The sequence below is a fragment of the Kitasatospora sp. NPDC059747 genome (assembly GCF_042732955.1).
Lineage (GTDB): Bacteria > Actinomycetota > Actinomycetes > Streptomycetales > Streptomycetaceae > Kitasatospora.
On the sequence record NZ_JBHWGV010000054.1, the window covers coordinates 9238 to 25254 of the forward strand.

Sequence of the window (16017 nt, forward strand, 5' to 3'; positions counted from 1 at the left end):
GTTCGCCCCCGAGCCGGCCGGCCCCCCCCCCACCGCCGCCGCCGCGCACACCCCCCGCCTGAGGGGGGTCACCGGTGGGCCGGCGCCCCGCCGCCCCCCCCGCGCCCGTGGGTCATCGGAGGACCCTGGCGCTGCCGTGATCAGTTGATGGTGAAGATCAGGCAGGTCAGGATGAGGCAGGTGTACTGGCAGCCGGCGCCGTGGCCGGTCAGCTCGACGGACTCGCTCTCCGGCAGCTCCTGGAGCGCCGCGAGGTCGGTCTCGAAGTCCACCATGTTCTCCATGATCTGTTCCTCCCCTTGAGTGCGCGCCCGCCGCGATCTGCCTGCGGGCGCCGGGTATCGCCCCCGGGCGGCTCCGTCCGCCGCGCCGGGGTGGTGCCCCGGGCCGTCGGGCCCGGGAGTCTGTGGGGTGTGTCGCCGTGCGGGGCCGGTCAGCCCGGCCGGCCGGTGCGCAGGAAGGCGGCGAGCAGCTCGTGCAGCACGGCCGCGCCCTCCTCGGCCAGCACCTCGTGCCCGGAGCCGGCCGCCTCGACGTACCGGAAGTCCGCGCCCTCGACCCGGCCGATCCGCAGCAACTCGTGTCGCAGCGAACGGGATTGGCTCACCGGGACGACCTCGTCCCGATTGCCGTGCACCACGAGCAGCGGGGCGCTCAGCCGGTGCGCGAGCTGGAGCACGTCGCGCGGCCCGCGGGCGTCCGCGATCTGCTCGCCGCCGCCCAGCCGGGTGGTCAACGCCCGCACCGGGGGCGCCGCTTCGGCCAGCAGCCGGGCGCCGGACAGGAACGGCGCGACCACCGCGCACCGCGCCACGTGCTCGGCCGGGGCGTGCGCCGCCGCCAGCAGGGCCAGGAACGCGCCGTAGCTGACGCCGAACAGCGACGGCGGCTCCAGGCCGAGCGCCGCGCGCTGCCCCGCGAGGCCGTCGAGCAGGTACAGGACGTCGTCCAGGTCGGGCCCGCCCCACGCGCCGCGGATCGCCATCGCGTGCGGCACGCCGTACCCGGTGGAGCCGCGCTGGTTCGGCGCGACCACGGCCAGCCCGTCCGCGGCCATCCGCTGCAGGGCCGGGTCGAACTCCAGCCGCCAGGCGTCCGCCGGGCCGCCGTGCAGCGCCAGGACGAGGTGTGGGCTGCTCAGCCACGCGTCGCCGCCGTATACGACGGCCTCCAACGGCCCGGCCGGGCCCGCGAGTTCGATGCTCTGGGCAGGCTGCCAGCGACCGCCGTCGCCGGGTGCCGTGCTGCCGTCCAGCCGCCAACCGGGCGGCTGCGTACGGGGGATGCGTGCGCCGCCGGGCTGCCACGGCAGCACCGTGTCCCGCCAAGGGCCGGGCAACCCCGAGCCCAGCGGGGCCAGTTGGAGGGGCAGCGGCATCGGTCCGGACGCCGGGGACGCCGGGCCGTGCGCCAGCAGTGCGTCCACGTCCAGCGCCGCGAGCGCCGCCGGGTGGTCCGGTGCCGAGTACGGCATCCGCAGCCCCGCCTCCCCCCAGTGCCCGACCGCGCCGAGCCGGCCCGGCGGCACCGGGAGCGGGTCCAGCCGTCCCGCCGCGGGCCGCCACAGCGCCAGCGCCGAACCCGCGCCGTGGTCGATCTGCACCGCCACCCGCGGCCCGTCCGTCGCCTGCCGCAGTGCCACCGGTCGCAGGAACATCCCCGCCACGTGCAGGCGCTCCGGGAACCGCAGCGGCTCGCCGCCGCCCAGCACGCCCCAGCCCAGCCGGTCGGTGCCCGGCGCGTCGCTGCGCACCATCGCGAAGCGGCTGTCGGGGTCGAACAGGACCAGGCGGTCGTTGCTGCGCTCGCCGATCTCCAGCAGCGGGGTGACGGCGCCGCTGTGCACGTCCAGCACGACGGTGCGGACGATCCCCGCGCTCACCCGGTCCAGGGCGAGCAGCGCCCCGGTGTGGTCCAGCCAGACCCCGCCGCCGTGCAGACCCGGTACCTCGGCGACCTGTTCGGGCTCGCTGCCGTCCGTCCGGACCAGCCAGACGGTGGTCGCCGGGCGGGTGTCGGTGCCGAGCGCGAGCGCCACGGGGGCGGAGGGGGCGGTGCGGCCGGCCGGCAGCGGCAGGAGGCGCAGGCCGGGCATCCGGAGCGTCGCCAACTGCGTTTCCGTGCACGTGCCTTCGCGGGACGACAGGTGGACGAGGTCGTGCCGCTCGCCGTCGTGCCGGCAGATCAGGACCGACCCGTCCGGCAGCGAGACCAACTGCGAGCGCAGGCTCTCCGAACGGTTGCCGGACAGCGGCAGCGCGGTCGGGGCCGCCGGTCCGCCGTCCGCCGGGAGGAGCCAGCTCTCCGCGTACCAGCCGCCGTCGGCGGCCGAGGCGAGGCACGCGGCGTGGCTGCCGTCGGGCGCGAAGGTGAAGCTCAGACGGCGCAGCGCGTTGGTGCGGGTCGGGGCGGCGACGTTCACGGTCGGCCCACCTCGTCCGTGGCGCGGGCCGGCCGGCGCGTGGCGGGCGGCACCGGGTCCACCCAGAGGCGGGGGCCGCCGTGCCGCAGGCGCAGCAGGAAGGCGAGCACGCCGGCGGTGCCGGTGCCGTAGCCGGGCGCGCACCCGGTGCCCGTCTCGTCGGGGAGCACCACGAGGCCGTCGCGGAGGGCGGAGCGGGCGGCGATCAGGTGCGCCAACTCCTCGGCCCCGGATCGGAATTCGCGCTCACTGGTGGCTTCGGCGAGGTCCAGCAGGTACTCGCCGTCGCCCGCCAGGCCGTGGCAGGCGCTCACCCCGCTGTGCCAGCGGCCGGCCAGCACGGCCCGCCCGGCGGCGAGCGCCAGCTCGTGGGCGGTGGCATCCCCGGTGACCTGCCAGAGCCGGAGGAGGAACGTGCCGACGCCGGAGGAACCGCTGCACCAGTGCGGGAGCCGGACGTGCGGGGCGTCGTCCGCGCTCTGCGGCCACCAGGCGGGACCGGTGCCGGTGCCGGTGCCGGCGCCGCCGTCGCCGTCGCGGCGGGCGGTGGCGGTGAGCGTGCGGCCCGCCTCGACGGCACCGGCCAGGAGCGCGGGATCGCCGGTGGCCTCGGCGGCGGCGAGCAGGAAGGCGCCGACCCCGGCGACACCGTGCGCGAACCCGAGGTGGGTGATCCCGGCGAGCGCCGAGTCGAAGTCCCTCGGCACCGGCCAGACCAGCCCGTACGGCTCCCGCCGGGCGGCCGCGAGGAGCGCACGGCCGCCGCGCGCGGCGCAGGCGAGGAAGGCGGACGCCCTGGTGCCGGCGGCGTCGGCGTCGGCCTCGGCGGCGAACCGCAGCTGGGTGAGGCCCGCCCCCGCGGCGCCGTGGCAGACATCCGGGTTGGGCCACTCGACGTCGACCCGCAGCGCCATCGCCGAGGCCCGCTCGGCGAGTTCGCGGTCGTCGAGCGCCCGGGCGGCGTCGAGGAGCGCCCACGCCGTGCCCGACCGCCCGAAGTGCAGCCCAGGCAGGACGACCGGCTCGGCCGCACAGCGGCGCTCGATCCAGTCCGCCGCCACCCGGAGCGTTCCGTCGTCTTCGGGAAGCCCGCCCACGAGCGCGGCACGGGCGAGAACGGCGAGCACCCCGGCGGCCCCGTGCTGCACGTTGCACGGATCCGTCCGCTCCCCGGCCGCCACGACGGGCCACAGGCGGTCCCGCCGTGAGGGCGTGGCGGTGACGGCGAGGTGCCGCAGGCCGTCCGTCAGCACCCGGTCGAGGTCGATGGCCGGCGCAGCGTCGTACCAGTGGAGGTCGGCGACGTCGGCGAGGCGGACCGCGCTGCGGGACTGCGCGGAGGCGTCTCCGGCCGGGCCCGTCCCGGCCTGCTGCGCACCCGGGTGGGCGGTTGCGGACCCAGGGTGGCCGTCGGCCTTGGGGCTCTCGGTCGTGGGCTGCGTGCTGTCCTGTCGTTCGGCGGCGGGCGCAGCGTCGTACCAGGGGAGGCCAACGACGTCGGCGAGGCGGAGTGCACTGGGGGACTGCGCGGAGGCCTCGGGGCTTCCTGCCGTGGGCTGCGTGCCGCCCTGTTGCTCGGCGGCGGGCGCGCCATCGCGAGGGAGGAGATCGGAGGCGCCGACGGGCCGGAGCGCGCTAGGGGGCTGTGTGGCGCCGGATGCACTCGACGGCGTGCCCTCCCCGCTCCGGCCTTCGGCGGTCGGGCTCGCGCCCGACGGCGCGCCCTCCCCGCTCCGGCCTTCGGCGCTCGGGCTCGCACCCGACGGCGCGCCCTCCCCGCCCCGGCCTTCGGCCGTCCGGCCCGCACCCGACGGCGCGCCCTCCCCGTCCCCGCCGAAGACCGCCGCGCGGACGGCCGCCACCCCCCAGCGTTCCGCCGGGGTGTCCGCCCGGAGCCCCAGGACGGCCGGGGCCAGGCGGCGGGCGGTGGTGCCGGTGCGGGCGGCGAGGGTGAGCCAGCGGGTCAGGCGTTCGGTGACGGGGCGGGCGTGGGGGAGGTCCTCGGGGAGGAGCGGGTCGTGGCCGGTGGCGAGGAGGAAGAGGAGGCCGCCGAGGGCGTACAGGTCGACGGCGGGGTCGGCGACGCACGTGCCGTCCGTGACGAGGCTGAGCCGGCCCGGGCCCTGTTCGGGGGCGCGGTAGCCGGGGGTGCCGGCCGCGCCGGCGTGCCGGCCGGTCTCGGCGGCGAGTTCGAGGTCGACGAGCCGCAGGCCGCCGTCGGGCCGCACCATGACGTTGCCGGGGGAGAGGTCGCGCAGGACGAGTCCCTCCGCGTGCACCCGCTCGACGAGGTCGAGGAGGGCCCGGGCCATCGGTCCGGCCTCGGCCCAGTCGACGTCGGGGCTGCCGTCGCGCCGCAGGCGGGTGGCGACCCAGCTGCCCAGCGGTTGCCCGGCGATTCGTTCCTGCACCAGGAAGACCGAGTCGTCCTGCTCGATGAGTTCTATCGCGGCCGGTGCCAGGCCCCGCCCGGCCAGCCGGGTCAGGAGGGCGGCCTCGTGCCGCAGCGCGTCGCGGGCGTCCGTTCCGGCGCGGTCGACCTCGATGTGGGCGCGGGCCTGCTTGACCACGACCTCGGCGCCGCTCGCCGCCTCCCGGCCGAGGAACACGCCGCCCTTGGTGCTGTGCCGCACGGCGGACGTGATCGCGTACCGCCCGGCGAGCAGCACGCCGCCGGCCCGCTTCCTGGGCGACGGTGTCGCGGGCCCCAAGGGCAGGGCGAACGGGTCCCGCACCCACCCCGGCGCCCGGTACGAGGCCCCGCGGACGTCCACCGCCCGCTCCCCGTCCGGCCCGCGCAGCACCGACCGGTACTCCCCGTCGTTGCCGAGCTCGGCGCGTGCCGCGAACGCGCCGTAGCGGTAGTGCACCCGGCTGCCGGGCCGGTACGGCCGGTCGGAGAGCACGACGGGTCCGGGCAGCCCGTCCGTCGCGCGGTCGAGCGCGGCGGCGAGGCGCCGGAACTGGCCGTCGTCCGCCGGGTAGACGGTGATGAACTTGCCCGCCGAACCGCGGTCGCCGTTGCGTGAGTTGAGCTCCCGCAGCCGCTGCTCCCCGGCCGCGAACTTGAAGATGCACGGGTCTTCGGCGACCACCCGCACGACGGCCGCGAGCACCGCCTCTCCCACCGCCGAGGCCGCGCTGACGTGCAGCTTCCAGCCCTGCCCGGGTAAGGGTGACGACCCGGACGGCCTGGCCGTGCACCAGAAGCCCCCGGCGGTGACCTCCCAGTCCCCGCCGCCCTCCCGGCCTCCGGTGCCGGCCAGCGCCGCCCGCGTCGCCTGCGGCCACGGACCGGCCGCGTCCGGCCCGCCGGTCACCGGGCCCGGGCCCGGGCCCCCGGCCGTACGCAGCGATGTGCCCGCCCCCATCATCCGCATCCACATCCCTTCGTATCGGCCGCCGCCCACGGGTGCGTGCTGCTCGTGGCAGCCCCTCGCTACGGCCCCTCGTTGCAATTCCTCATGAGGGGCGATGAGCCCAACCCCTGGTGCGGCGGGCTCCGGCCCGCGCCGACGGAGTGCGATCCCGACCTCGGGCCGGGGCAACTGCCGTTCGCAGAACTGAAGTTACTTTCGAGGCGGGAGAGGCTCAACGCACAGCCGGTCACTTCACTCATAAGGGTGATCCAGCGCGGGTTTCGAATTCGTGCGAAGGGCACGGTGTGAGCAACGCGCGCCCGGCGCACCGGCGTGCGCGGCCCGCGCCCCCGGCGCCCGGGGGGTGCGAGCGGCGGATCGTGGCGGGTTGACGAGCATCCGTGCGCGGGTGGCACCCATGTACGCCGGCCGAACCCGCAGCCCGGGCCCGGGAGACCCCCCGACCGCCCCCGAGACCGAGCGGCCGGGGCCCGACCGCCCCCGCGCGCACGGTAGTCTCGACAGGTGCCGAAACTGTCCGACGTCATCACCGCACTCGAAGAGGTCTACCCGCCGCAGTGGGCGGAGTCCTGGGACGCCGTCGGCCTGGTCTGCGGCGACCCCGAGGCCGAGGTCGGCCGCGTCCTGTTCGCCGTCGACCCCGTGCAGGCCGTCGTGGACGAGGCCGTGGAGTGGGGCGCCGACCTCGTCGTCACCCACCACCCCCTCTACCTGCGCGGCACCACCAGCGTCGCCGCCACCACCTTCAAGGGCCGGGTGGTGCACACGCTGATCCGCAACGGCATCGCCCTGCACGTCGCGCACACCAACGCCGACCACGCCGACCCCGGGGTCTCGGACGCCCTCGCCGAGGCCGTCGGCCTGACCGTCACCGGTCCGCTGGTGCCGGACCCGACCGACCCGCTCGGCCGCCGCGGCGGCGGGCGGATCGGCCTGCTGGAGCCCCCGCTGACCCTCGCCGCCTTCGCCGAGCAGGTCGCCAAGGGCCTGCCCGCCACCGCCGCCGGCGTCCGCGTCTCCGGCGACCCGGACCGGCTGATCAGCCGGGTCGCGGTGTGCGGCGGCTCCGGGGACGGCTTCTTCGCCGAGGTCCGGGCGGCCGGCGTGGACGCCTACGTCACCGCAGACCTGCGCCACCACCCGGCGTCCGAGGCCGCCGAGGCGGCCCCGGTCGCGCTGGTCGACGCCGCGCACTGGGCCACCGAGTGGCCCTGGCTCACCCTGGCCGAGCGGGCCCTGCGGGCCGCCGCCGACCAGCGCGGCTGGGCCGTGGAGACCAAGGTCTCCCACCGGGTCACCGACCCGTGGACCGCGCACGCCCCCATGTCCTTCCCCGCCTGACCCGATTCACAGGAGCTCTCCGCTTGAACGCCGCGCCCGCCGACCAGATCCGCCTGCTCGACCTCCAGGCCTTCGACTCCAAGCTCGACCAGCTGGCCCACCGGCGTCGCAGCCTGCCCGAGCACGCCGAGATCGAGAAGGCCACCGCCGACCACACCGCGCTCAAGGACCTGGTCGTCGCCGCCCAGGCCCAGCAGGGCGACACCGCCCGCGAGCTGACCAAGGCCGAGCAGGACGTCGAGCAGGTCCGCGCCCGCTCCGCCCGCAACCAGCAGCGCCTCGACTCCGGCGCGATCACCTCGCCGAAGGACCTGGAGAACCTCCAGCACGAGATCGGCTCGCTCGCCAAGCGCCAGGGCGACCTGGAGGAGGTCGTGCTCGACGTCATGGAGCGCCTGGAGAGCGCCCAGACCCGCGTCACCGAGCTGACCGCCCGCCTGGAGCACTCCACCGTCGTCCTCACCGAGGCCGAGGGCCGCCGGGACGCCGCCTTCGCCGAGATCGACACCGAGGCCGACAAGGTCAAGCGCGACCGCGAGACCGTCGCCGCCGTCGTCCCGGCCGACCTCATGAAGCTCTACGCCAAGCTGCGCGAGACGCAGGGCGGCGTCGGCGCGGCCCGCCTCTACCAGCGCCGCTGCGAGGGCTGCCGCACCGAGTTCTCCATCACCGAGTTCAACGCCATCAAGGCCGAGCCGGCCGACAAGGTGGTCCGCTGCGAGAACTGCTCGCGGATCCTGGTCCGCACCGCCGACTCGGGCGTCTGATCCGGTGGCGGCGCGCTTCATCGTCGAGGCGGACGGCGGGTCCCGGGGCAACCCGGGGCCGGCCGGCTACGGCGCGGTCGTCCGCGACGGCGACACCGGGCAGATCGTCGCCGAGGCCGCCGAGTTCATCGGGCACGCCACCAACAACGTGGCCGAGTACAAGGGCCTGATCGCCGGGCTCCGGGCGGCGCGCGAGCTCGACCCGGACGCCACGGTGGACGTCCGGATGGACTCCAAGCTCGTCGTCGAGCAGATGTCCGGGCGTTGGAAGATCAAGCACCCCGACATGCAGCCGCTCGCCGCCGAGGCGAAGACCGTCCTCCCGCGGGGCCGCGTCACCTACACCTGGATCCCGCGCGAGCGGAACAAGGACGCCGACCGGCTCGCCAACGAGGCCATGGACGCCGGCAAGGCGGGCCGCCAGTGGGAGCCCAGGAAGCCCGCCGCGGCAGCGCCGGCCGCGGCGGCCGTCGCCGAACGGCCGCTGGAGACCGCGGCCCCCAAGGCCGGCTGGGCCGCCCCGGCCGACCTCGGCACCCCCACCACCTTCGTGCTGCTGCGCCACGGCGAGACCGCGCTCACCCCGGAGAAGCGCTTCTCCGGCAGCGGCGGCAGCGACCCGGAGCTCTCCGAGAAGGGCCGCTGGCAGGCCGAACGGGCCGCCGAGGCGCTCGCCGCGCGCGGCAGCATCCAGGCGGTCGTCGCCTCCCCGATGCAGCGCACCCGGCAGACCGCCGAGACCGTCGCGGCCAGGCTCGGCCTGGAGGTGCGGTACGAGGAGGGCCTGCGCGAGGTCGACTTCGGCGCGTGGGAGGGCCTGACCTTCGCCGAGGTGAGCGAGCGCTACCCGGACGACCTCACGGCGTGGCTCGGCTCGGCCAAGGCCAAGCCGACCGGCAGCAGCGAGAGCTTCACCACGCTCACCCACCGGGCCGGCGTCGCCCGCGACAAGATCATCGCCCGCCACCCCGGCCGGACGGTCCTCGTCGTGTCGCACGTCAGCCCGATCAAGACGCTGGTCCGACTGGCCCTCGGCGCCCCGCCGGACTCGCTGTACCGGATGGAGCTGTCGGCGGCCTCGCTGTGCGCCGTCCAGTACTACGCGGACGGCAACGCGTCGGTGCGGCTGCTCAACGACACGTCGCACCTGCGCTGACCCGACCGTGAGGCGGGGCACGGGCCCCGCCTCACACCGTCAGTGCACCTCGGTGACGACGACGTCCAGCTGCCACGGCTTGCGGGCCGTGCCCTCCGCGGCGAGCTCCACCCGGTGGCCCAGCTCCAGCAGGGCGTCCATCAGCTCGGCGGGGGTCTTCGGCTCGGCGCCGGCCACCAGGAGGTCCCGGACGAGCCGGCCCTTCGTCGCCTTGTTGAAGTGGCTGACGACCGTGCGCTTGCCGTTCCGCTCCTGGAGCACCCGGACGGTCGCCGTGCGCGAGGCCACCTCGCCGGCCGGCTTCCACGCGGCCGCGTACGCGGAACTGCGCAGGTCCAGCACCAGCCCGTCCGCGACCTCCGGGAGCACGGGGGCCATCGCGCTCCGCCAGTACGCCCCGAGTGCCCCCAGGCCGGGGAGTTTCACGCCCATCGAGCAGCGGTACGGCGGGATCCGGTCGGCGATCCGCACGGCGCCCCACAGCCCGGAGAACACCAGCAGCGAGCGCTCGGCCCGGCCGTACGCGGCCTCGTCCAGGGTGGCCAGGCCCAGGTTGTCGAACAGCACCCCGGTGTACACCTCGCCCGCCGGCCGCACCCCGGCCGACGGCAGCCCGGCGTTCCGCGCGATCTCCCCGCGCAGCCCCGGACTGAGCCCGAGCACCTCGGCGGCGGTGTCCTCGTCCCCCCGGCACAGCGTGACCAGCGCCTCCAGCACCTCGGCCCGCGCCGTCGTCAGCCCCGCCAACGACAACCGGTCGAGCACCACCGGCCCCCCGTCCCCGGACGCGGCCTTCCCCTCCGAGGGCGGCAACAGCACCAGCACAGCGGACTCCTCAACACTTTGTGGCAACCGAACCCCGCCACCCTACTGCGACGGCTCCCCGGCACCCGCCCGCGCGACCACGGCCGCCCCGGCACCGAGGGCCAGGCAGAGCGGCGAGTAGTACCGGGTGTTCAGTCGCGTGAACCGCTCCGAACGCTCGACGACGTTCCCGAACAGCGCCAGCCCGCCGATCCCGCGCGCCAGCATCACCCCGGACACCGCCCGCACTCCGGCCCGCCGCAGCCGCCGCGGTCCCACCGGCGGCAGCGCGCCGGCCTCGGCCGCCACCAGGTACGCGGCCGTCCCGAGCAGCCCCGCCACCGCGAGGCAGGCGGCCGCCGGCGGCAGCTCGTCGCCCGCGCCGACCAGGGTGTCCGCGAACTCCTCCGGCGTCCGCAACGGCCACGGCGTCACCGACCACACCGCGTGCAGCGCCCCGACGCCCGCCAACGCGGCCGACACGGCCACCCCGGTCGCCTTCACCGTCCTCATCACCGGACCCCCTCCACGTTCGACCACCTGTCCCAACTCTACGGACCCTTACGTCCGTTGACCGCCGGCCGTCCGACCGGGCCGTGGCCCGCCGTTCGGCTGCTGCTGTCGCCCGTGGTGCCGGGGGTATTTCGGTGGGGGGCGGGTGTCGGTCGGCTGTCCGCCTGCTCGCTGTTCCGTGGCCCGCCGTTCGGCTGCTGTCGCCGGTGGCGCCCGGGGTATTTCGGTGGGGGTGGCGGGTGTCGGTCGGCTGTCCGTCCGCTCCCCGGGCCGTGGCCCGCCGTTCGGCTGCTGCGCCCTGCCCCTGTCCAGGGGGAACCGGTGGGGGAATTCGGTGGGGGCAGGGGTCCACCGGCCGTTACGGTGGGTGGCGAAGGAGAGTGAGTGAGATGTCCCTGCGACCCCTGGACCTGGTGCCCGGCGAGGATGACGACGCCGTGGAGGAGTCCCTGTCCGTGCGGCTGCCCGCCGACCTGCCGGTGGAGACGCGGCAGGCGCTGGAGTTCGCGCTGCGCGCCGCCGCGCAGGCCGTGATGGCCGGGCGGGTGCGGGTCACCGAGGGGGAGGGCGGGGGCGACACCGCCGAGCTGGCGTTCGAGGTGCGGCAGTCCGACGTGCCGGAGGGCCTGACGCGGCCCGGCCGGGCCGAGCGCCGGGCGGCCATGGTGGCCCGCATCCGCGCGGCCAACGCCGAGACGCTGGAGAGGCTGAAGGACCTGTGACCCGGCCCACCGGGCCCACGGAGTTCCTGGACCTCGACGACGTCACCTACCTCGCCGGCGGCCCGGAGAACATCCGCGACCTCGGCGCCCTGCTGTCCGCCCTCGGCCGTCCGCAGGCGAGCCTGTTCGGCGCCGACGCCTACCCGGACCTCTGGACCAAGGCCGCCGCGCTCGGCCAGAGCCTCGCCCGCAACCACCCGCTGGTCGACCGGAACAAGCGCACCGCCTTCGAGGCGATGCTGCTGTTCCTGGACTACAACGGCGAGTCCTACACCGACCCGCACCCGGACGACGCCGTCGCCTTCGTGCTGCGCCTGGCCACCGGCGGCTACGACGACTCCGTCTCCCTCGCCGCCGCCGACCTCAGGAAGCTCCTGGGCCGCTGAGGCCGCCGAGGCCGACGAGGCCACCGGTACCCCGGAGGTCACCGAAACCCGGAGGCCACCGAAACCCCGGAGGGGGCCACCCGGGGCCGCCGAGCCTCCGTCCGGAATCACCCGATTCGCCCTACGCTGACGTGCATGCCACGCCGAAAACTGCGCGTCAAGGCCGCCGACTCCGCCCGGATCAACGCGGAACTGGCCGAGCTCAGGACCCGACTGGAGATCCACGCCGAGTGGCCGGAGGCGGTGCTGGCCGAGGCGGAGGAGGCGGCCGAGCGGCCCCGGATGCCCGAGTACGACGCCACCGACCTGCCGCTCTTCACGGTCGACCCGCCCGGCTCCCGGGACCTCGACCAGGCCATGCACCTCACCCGCCGCCCGGGCGGCGGCTACCGGGTGTACTACGCGATCGCCGACGTCGCCGCCTTCGTCCGCCCGGGCGGGGCGATCGACGCCGAGGCCCGCCGCCGGGTCGAAACCCTGTACTTCCCGGACCACCGCATCCCGTTGCACCCCACCCGGATCTCCGAGGACGCCGCCAGCCTCCTGCCCGGCGAGCCCCGCCCGGCGCTGCTGTGGCAACTGGACCTGGACGCGGACGGCGGGGTCGTGCTCGCGGACGCGCGCCGCGCCGTGGTCCGTTCGCACCGCCGCCTGGACTACGCGGCCGTCCAGCGCGCCGTCGACCTGGGCGGGGCCGACGAGCAACTGGCCCTGCTCGCGACGGTCGGCGGGCTGCGCGAGGAGCAGGAGCGGGCGCGCGGCGGGATCAGCCTGCCGGTGCCCGAGCAGGAGGTGGAGGAGACCCTGCACGGGTACGTCCTCGGCTATCGCGCGCCCGGCCCGGCCGACGGCTGGAACGCCCAGATCTCGCTGCTCACCGGCATGGCCGCCGCGGAGATGATGCTGGACGCGGGCGTCGGCCTGCTGCGCACCCTGCCGGCCGCGCCCGCCTCCGCGTACGCGCGGCTGCGCCGGATCGCCGCCGCCCTGGACGTGGCCTGGCCGGAGGGCCTCCCGTACCAGGAGCTGATCCGCTCGCTGGATCCGGACGTGCCGCTCAACGCCGCGTTCCTCAACGAGTGCACCGGGCTGCTGCGCGGCGCCGGCTACCACGCGTTCGACGAGTCCCGCGGCCTGCCCGCCCCCGCCGATCCGGGCCACGCGGCGCTGGCGGCGCCGTACGCGCACTGCACGGCGCCGCTGCGCCGGCTCGGCGACCGGTTCGCCCAGGAGGTGTGCGCGGCGGTGGCCGCGGGGGAGGACGTGCCGGACTGGACGCGTGAGGCGCTGCCCGGTGTGCCGGCGCTGATGGCGAGCGGGGACCGCCGTTCGGCCGAGGTCGAGCGGGCGTGCGTGGACCTGGTGGAGGCGGAGCTGCTGGCGGGCCGGGAGGGCGAGGACTTCACGGCGGTGGTGATCGACGTGGACGAGAAGCGGCCGGCCTCGGGCACCGTCCAACTGCGCGAGCCGGCCGTCCGGGCCCGCTGCGACCGGCCGGCCGGCCCCGAAGCGGCCGCCCCCGGTGCGGTCCCGGCCCCGCTGCCGCTCGGCGGGCTGATCCGGGTGCGGCTGGCGGCGGCCGATCCGGCCACCCGGACGGTCCGCTTCGCGGCCCTCTGAGCCGCCCGGGGGCGGGCGGGGGTGGGAGGATCGTGCCGTGTCCGAACCCTCCGCCCCCACCGCCCCCGCCGATCAGGGGCGCCGCCGGCGCCTGCTCGTGCTGGCGATCTGCTGTCTGAGCCTGTTCATCGTCGGCCTCGACAACACCGTGGTGAACATCGCGCTGCCCGCGATCCAGCACGACCTCGACGCCCCGGCGTCCGGCCTGCAGTGGATCATCGACGCGTACACCCTCGTGCTGGCCTCGCTGCTGATGCTGTTCGGTTCGGTGGCCGACCGCTTCGGCCGCCGCCGGGTGTTCAAGATCGGTCTGCTGTGCTTCGCGCTCGGCTCGCTGCTGTGCAGTCTGGCGCCGAGCCTGGAGTGGCTGGTGGCGTTCCGGGCGCTCCAGGCGGTCGGCGGGTCGATGCTCAACCCGGTCGCCATGTCGATCATCACCAACACCTTCACCGACCCGGCCGAGCGGGCCCGGGCGATCGGCGTGTGGGGCGGGGTGGTCGGCATCTCGATGGCGATGGGGCCGCTGCTCGGCGGGTTCCTGGTGGACGGCGCCGGGTGGCCGTCGATCTTCCTGATCAACGTTCCGGTCGCGCTGGTCGCCGTGGCGCTGACCATCCGTTACGTCCCGGAGTCGCGCGCCCCGCGGCCGCGCCGGCTGGACCCGGTCGGGCAGCTGCTGATGGTCCTGCTGCTGGGCTGCGGCACCGCCGCCATCATCGAGGGCCCCGGCAACGGCTGGACGTCCCCGCTGATCCTGGCCCTGGCCGGGGTCGCGGTGGCCGCGCTGGTCGCCTTCCCGCTGTGGGAGCGGCGGGTCGCCGAGCCGCTGGTCGACCCGCGCTTCTTCGCCAGCCCGCCGTTCACCGGCGCCACCGTCACGGCGGTGTGCGCGTTCGCCGGGCTCGGCGGCTTCCTCTTCCTCAACACCCTCTACCTGCAGGACGTCCGGCACTACGGCCCGGTCGAGGCGGGCCTGTGGACGCTGCCGATGGCCGGGATGATGCTGGTCTGCGCGCCGCTGTCCGGACGGATCGTCGGCGGCCGCGGCCCGCGCCTGCCGCTGGTCGCGGCCGGGCTGGGCCTGGCCGCGAGCGGCTTGCTGCTCACCCGGCTGACCGCGGACTCCCCGGCGGTGCTGCTGCTCGTCGCGTACGCGCTGTTCGGCTTCGGCTTCGGCATGGTCAACGCGCCGATCACCAACGCGGCCGTCTCCGGCATGCCGCGGGCCCAGGCGGGCGTGGCGGCGGCCGTCGCGTCGACGAGCCGGCAGGTCGGCCAGTCGCTCGGGGTGGCGGTGATCGGGACGGTGGTGACCTCGGCGGTGGTCGGCCCGGTGGCCACGGGTTTCGCGTCGGCCAGCCACGCCGGCTGGTGGATCCTGGTGGGCCTCGGCGGTGCGATCCTCGCCCTCGGCCTGGCCACCACCTCGGCCCGGGCGACGGCGGCCGCGGCCCGGGTCGTCGCCCGGCTCGGCGGGGATGCGCCGGCGGTCCGGACCGGAGTACGGCAGGCGCCGCCCGAGCGGCTACGATGACCACTACGGCGGAAGAGCCGGCCGGGCGGTCGCGACGGGTCCCAGACCCGCCGAGGAACGTCCGGGCTCCACAGAGCAGGGTGGTGGGTAACGCCCACCCGGGGTGACCCGCGGGACAGTGCCACAGAAAACAGACCGCCCGCCGTTCTGCGGCGGGTAAGGGTGAAACGGTGGTGTAAGAGACCACCAGCGACCGGGGTGACCCGGCCGGCTCGGTAAACCCCACCTGGAGCAAGGTCAAGATCGGTGCCTCCGGGCGCCGTGCGCGAGTGTTCGAGGGCTGCTCGCCCGAGCTCGCGGGTAGACCGCACGAGGCTGTCGGCAACGGCAGCCCTAGATGGATGGCCGTCTCCCCGGGCCGCGCAAGCAGCCCGGGTGACAGAACCCGGCGTACAGGCCGACTCTTCCGCCCCCATGCAGCCGAAGGCCCTCCGGGCCGCGCGAGAAGCGCGGGCCGGAGGGCCTTCGTCGTGCCGGGGCGGGGTCCGACTAGGCCGGGTGGGCGCCGACGGCGTCGCGGATCTGCTCGCCGAGGCCGCCGTTGACGCGGGCGCAGTTGGCGCAGCAGAAGAACATGCCGGCCACCTCGACGCCGTGGCCGACGATGCGCACGCTGCACTGTTCGCAGCGGGGCGCGAGCTTCTCCATCGCGCACTCGAAGCTGTCGAAGGTGTAGGTGTCGCCGGTGACCGTCTTGATCTCGAAGGCGAGCCAGTAGTCGTTGCCGCAGGTGACGCAGATGGCCATGGCGGCCGTCTCCTTCCGGTGGGGCCGGCCCTGGCGGGGCGGCTGCCTCCAGTGTCGAAGGGGCGGACGGCCGCGGCCACTCGGCGGCACCGTCAGGCGGAGCGGTCGGCCAGCTCCGTCAGGGCCCGGACGGCGCGCTCGGCGTCGTCGGCGCCGACGAACAGGTGGTCGTGGTGGAAGCCGGCCACGACGTTGCAGCTGATCCCCTCCTCGGCGAGCCGGCCGGCGACCGCCGCCGTCAGTCCGACGGCCTCCAGTGCCGAGTGGATCTGCAGGGTGATCCAGGCGGCCACGTACTCGTACCGCAGCCCGAGGGCGTCCGCCTCCTCCTGCGGGAGCACCACCGTCACCCCTTCGGGTTCGGCGACGGTCACCACCGGCCGCATTCCGGCGGGCACCTTCGCGGGCAGCGTGCAGTAGACGTACCGCCCCGGGTTGAGCAGCGGGCGCATGCCGCGCAGCAGCGTCGAAAGATCGCGTTCTCCGGCCATGCCCGTCACCGTAGCGGCTGGACGGGGGCCGACCGCTGCGCTCGGCGGCCGTGTCGGGTGTCGGTATCCGTTGACGAGCGACAGTCACCGATATATCGTCGAACTATCGAGACAGTTACTCGACTGTTTCGCCG

At 75.8% G+C, this 16017-nt stretch carries 14 protein-coding genes and 1 other RNA gene; 8 read left to right on the forward strand and 7 right to left on the reverse strand.

Annotated features, from left to right (window positions below):
• Positions 1 to 140: 140 nt before the first annotated feature.
• The 3 genes from ACFV4G_RS23305 to ACFV4G_RS23315 all read right to left on the reverse strand — a co-directional run bounded on the left by ACFV4G_RS23305 (position 141) and on the right by ACFV4G_RS23315 (position 5802).
• Positions 141 to 284 (reverse strand): VenA family class IV lanthipeptide, encoded by a 144-nt coding sequence (locus ACFV4G_RS23305; protein WP_363659199.1) that lies wholly within the window; start codon positions 282 to 284, stop codon positions 141 to 143.
• Positions 285 to 433: 149 nt separating this feature from the next.
• A complete protein-coding gene (locus tag ACFV4G_RS23310; protein ID WP_380443392.1) occupies positions 434 to 2422 on the reverse strand; it encodes an alpha/beta hydrolase family protein in 1989 nt (662 codons plus the stop codon).
• Positions 2419 to 5802 carry a lanthionine synthetase LanC family protein gene (locus ACFV4G_RS23315; RefSeq protein ID WP_380443394.1) on the reverse strand — a complete coding sequence of 1128 codons (3384 nt, stop codon included), beginning with the start codon at positions 5800 to 5802 and terminating at the stop codon, positions 2419 to 2421. The genes ACFV4G_RS23310 and ACFV4G_RS23315 overlap by 4 nt, the downstream gene beginning before the upstream one ends.
• A 504-nt stretch (positions 5803 to 6306) precedes the next feature.
• On the opposite strand from ACFV4G_RS23315, the gene ACFV4G_RS23320 reads away from it, so the two are divergent.
• From ACFV4G_RS23320 to ACFV4G_RS23330, 3 genes are read left to right on the forward strand one after another with little or no spacing between them, the layout of a single operon-like run.
• On the forward strand, positions 6307 to 7143 hold the full coding sequence (locus ACFV4G_RS23320) for a Nif3-like dinuclear metal center hexameric protein (RefSeq protein WP_380443396.1): 837 nt from the start codon (positions 6307 to 6309) through the stop codon (positions 7141 to 7143).
• A gap of 23 nt (positions 7144 to 7166) precedes the next feature.
• A complete protein-coding gene (locus tag ACFV4G_RS23325) occupies positions 7167 to 7910 on the forward strand; it encodes a zinc ribbon domain-containing protein (protein WP_380443398.1) in 744 nt (247 codons plus the stop codon).
• A gap of 4 nt (positions 7911 to 7914) precedes the next feature.
• The gene (locus tag ACFV4G_RS23330; protein WP_380443400.1) at positions 7915 to 9066 is read left to right on the forward strand and encodes a bifunctional RNase H/acid phosphatase; all 1152 of its coding nucleotides are present in this window, start codon (positions 7915 to 7917) and stop codon (positions 9064 to 9066) included.
• 39 nt (positions 9067 to 9105) lie between these two features.
• Here the strand turns inward: ACFV4G_RS23330 and yaaA are convergent, their stop codons facing one another.
• Together yaaA and ACFV4G_RS23340 are read right to left on the reverse strand one after the other, a co-directional pair.
• Positions 9106 to 9891 carry a peroxide stress protein YaaA gene (yaaA, locus tag ACFV4G_RS23335; protein WP_380443402.1) on the reverse strand — a complete coding sequence of 262 codons (786 nt, stop codon included), beginning with the start codon at positions 9889 to 9891 and terminating at the stop codon, positions 9106 to 9108.
• Between the two features lie 42 nt (positions 9892 to 9933).
• Positions 9934 to 10383, reverse strand: a complete 450-nt coding sequence (locus ACFV4G_RS23340) for a DUF3995 domain-containing protein (RefSeq protein ID WP_380443404.1) — start codon at positions 10381 to 10383, stop codon at positions 9934 to 9936.
• A 389-nt stretch (positions 10384 to 10772) separates the two neighbouring features.
• On the opposite strand from ACFV4G_RS23340, the gene ACFV4G_RS23345 reads away from it, so the two are divergent.
• From ACFV4G_RS23345 to rnpB, 5 genes are all read left to right on the forward strand, one after another.
• Positions 10773 to 11105 carry a hypothetical protein gene (locus ACFV4G_RS23345; RefSeq protein WP_380443406.1) on the forward strand — a complete coding sequence of 111 codons (333 nt, stop codon included), beginning with the start codon at positions 10773 to 10775 and terminating at the stop codon, positions 11103 to 11105.
• Positions 11102 to 11491 (forward strand): type II toxin-antitoxin system death-on-curing family toxin, encoded by a 390-nt coding sequence (locus ACFV4G_RS23350; protein ID WP_380443408.1) that lies wholly within the window; start codon positions 11102 to 11104, stop codon positions 11489 to 11491. The genes ACFV4G_RS23345 and ACFV4G_RS23350 overlap by 4 nt, the downstream gene beginning before the upstream one ends.
• A 135-nt stretch (positions 11492 to 11626) precedes the next feature.
• The gene (locus ACFV4G_RS23355; protein WP_380443410.1) at positions 11627 to 13111 is read left to right on the forward strand and encodes an RNB domain-containing ribonuclease; all 1485 of its coding nucleotides are present in this window, start codon (positions 11627 to 11629) and stop codon (positions 13109 to 13111) included.
• A gap of 37 nt (positions 13112 to 13148) precedes the next feature.
• Positions 13149 to 14645, forward strand: coding sequence for an MFS transporter (locus tag ACFV4G_RS23360; protein ID WP_380443412.1), 1497 nt, complete (start codon positions 13149 to 13151; stop codon positions 14643 to 14645).
• 13 nt (positions 14646 to 14658) lie between these two features.
• Positions 14659 to 15054, forward strand: an RNA gene (gene rnpB, locus ACFV4G_RS23365) — RNase P RNA component class A.
• 80 nt (positions 15055 to 15134) lie between these two features.
• On the opposite strand, the gene ACFV4G_RS23370 is transcribed toward rnpB, so the two are convergent.
• On the reverse strand, positions 15135 to 15392 hold the full coding sequence (locus ACFV4G_RS23370; RefSeq protein ID WP_359961560.1) for a Prokaryotic metallothionein: 258 nt from the start codon (positions 15390 to 15392) through the stop codon (positions 15135 to 15137).
• 92 nt (positions 15393 to 15484) lie between these two features.
• Positions 15485 to 15883, reverse strand: a complete 399-nt coding sequence (locus tag ACFV4G_RS23375) for an ACT domain-containing protein (RefSeq protein ID WP_380443414.1) — start codon at positions 15881 to 15883, stop codon at positions 15485 to 15487.
• Positions 15884 to 16017 lie beyond the last annotated feature (134 nt).

Bases quoted from the DNA above. Each gene is read 5' to 3' on its own strand.
- ACFV4G_RS23305 (WP_363659199.1), bottom strand. From the start codon at position 284: ATGGAGAACATGGTGGACTTCGAGACCGACCTCGCGGCGCTCCAGGAG.
- ACFV4G_RS23315 (WP_380443394.1), bottom strand. From the start codon at position 5,802: ATGCGGATGATGGGGGCGGGCACATCGCTGCGTACGGCCGGGGGCCCG.
- ACFV4G_RS23340 (WP_380443404.1), bottom strand. From the start codon at position 10,383: ATGAGGACGGTGAAGGCGACCGGGGTGGCCGTGTCGGCCGCGTTGGCG.
- ACFV4G_RS23345 (WP_380443406.1), top strand. From the start codon at position 10,773: ATGTCCCTGCGACCCCTGGACCTGGTGCCCGGCGAGGATGACGACGCC.
- ACFV4G_RS23355 (WP_380443410.1), top strand. From the start codon at position 11,627: ATGCCACGCCGAAAACTGCGCGTCAAGGCCGCCGACTCCGCCCGGATC.
- ACFV4G_RS23370 (WP_359961560.1), bottom strand. From the start codon at position 15,392: ATGGCCATCTGCGTCACCTGCGGCAACGACTACTGGCTCGCCTTCGAG.
- ACFV4G_RS23375 (WP_380443414.1), bottom strand. From the start codon at position 15,883: ATGGCCGGAGAACGCGATCTTTCGACGCTGCTGCGCGGCATGCGCCCG.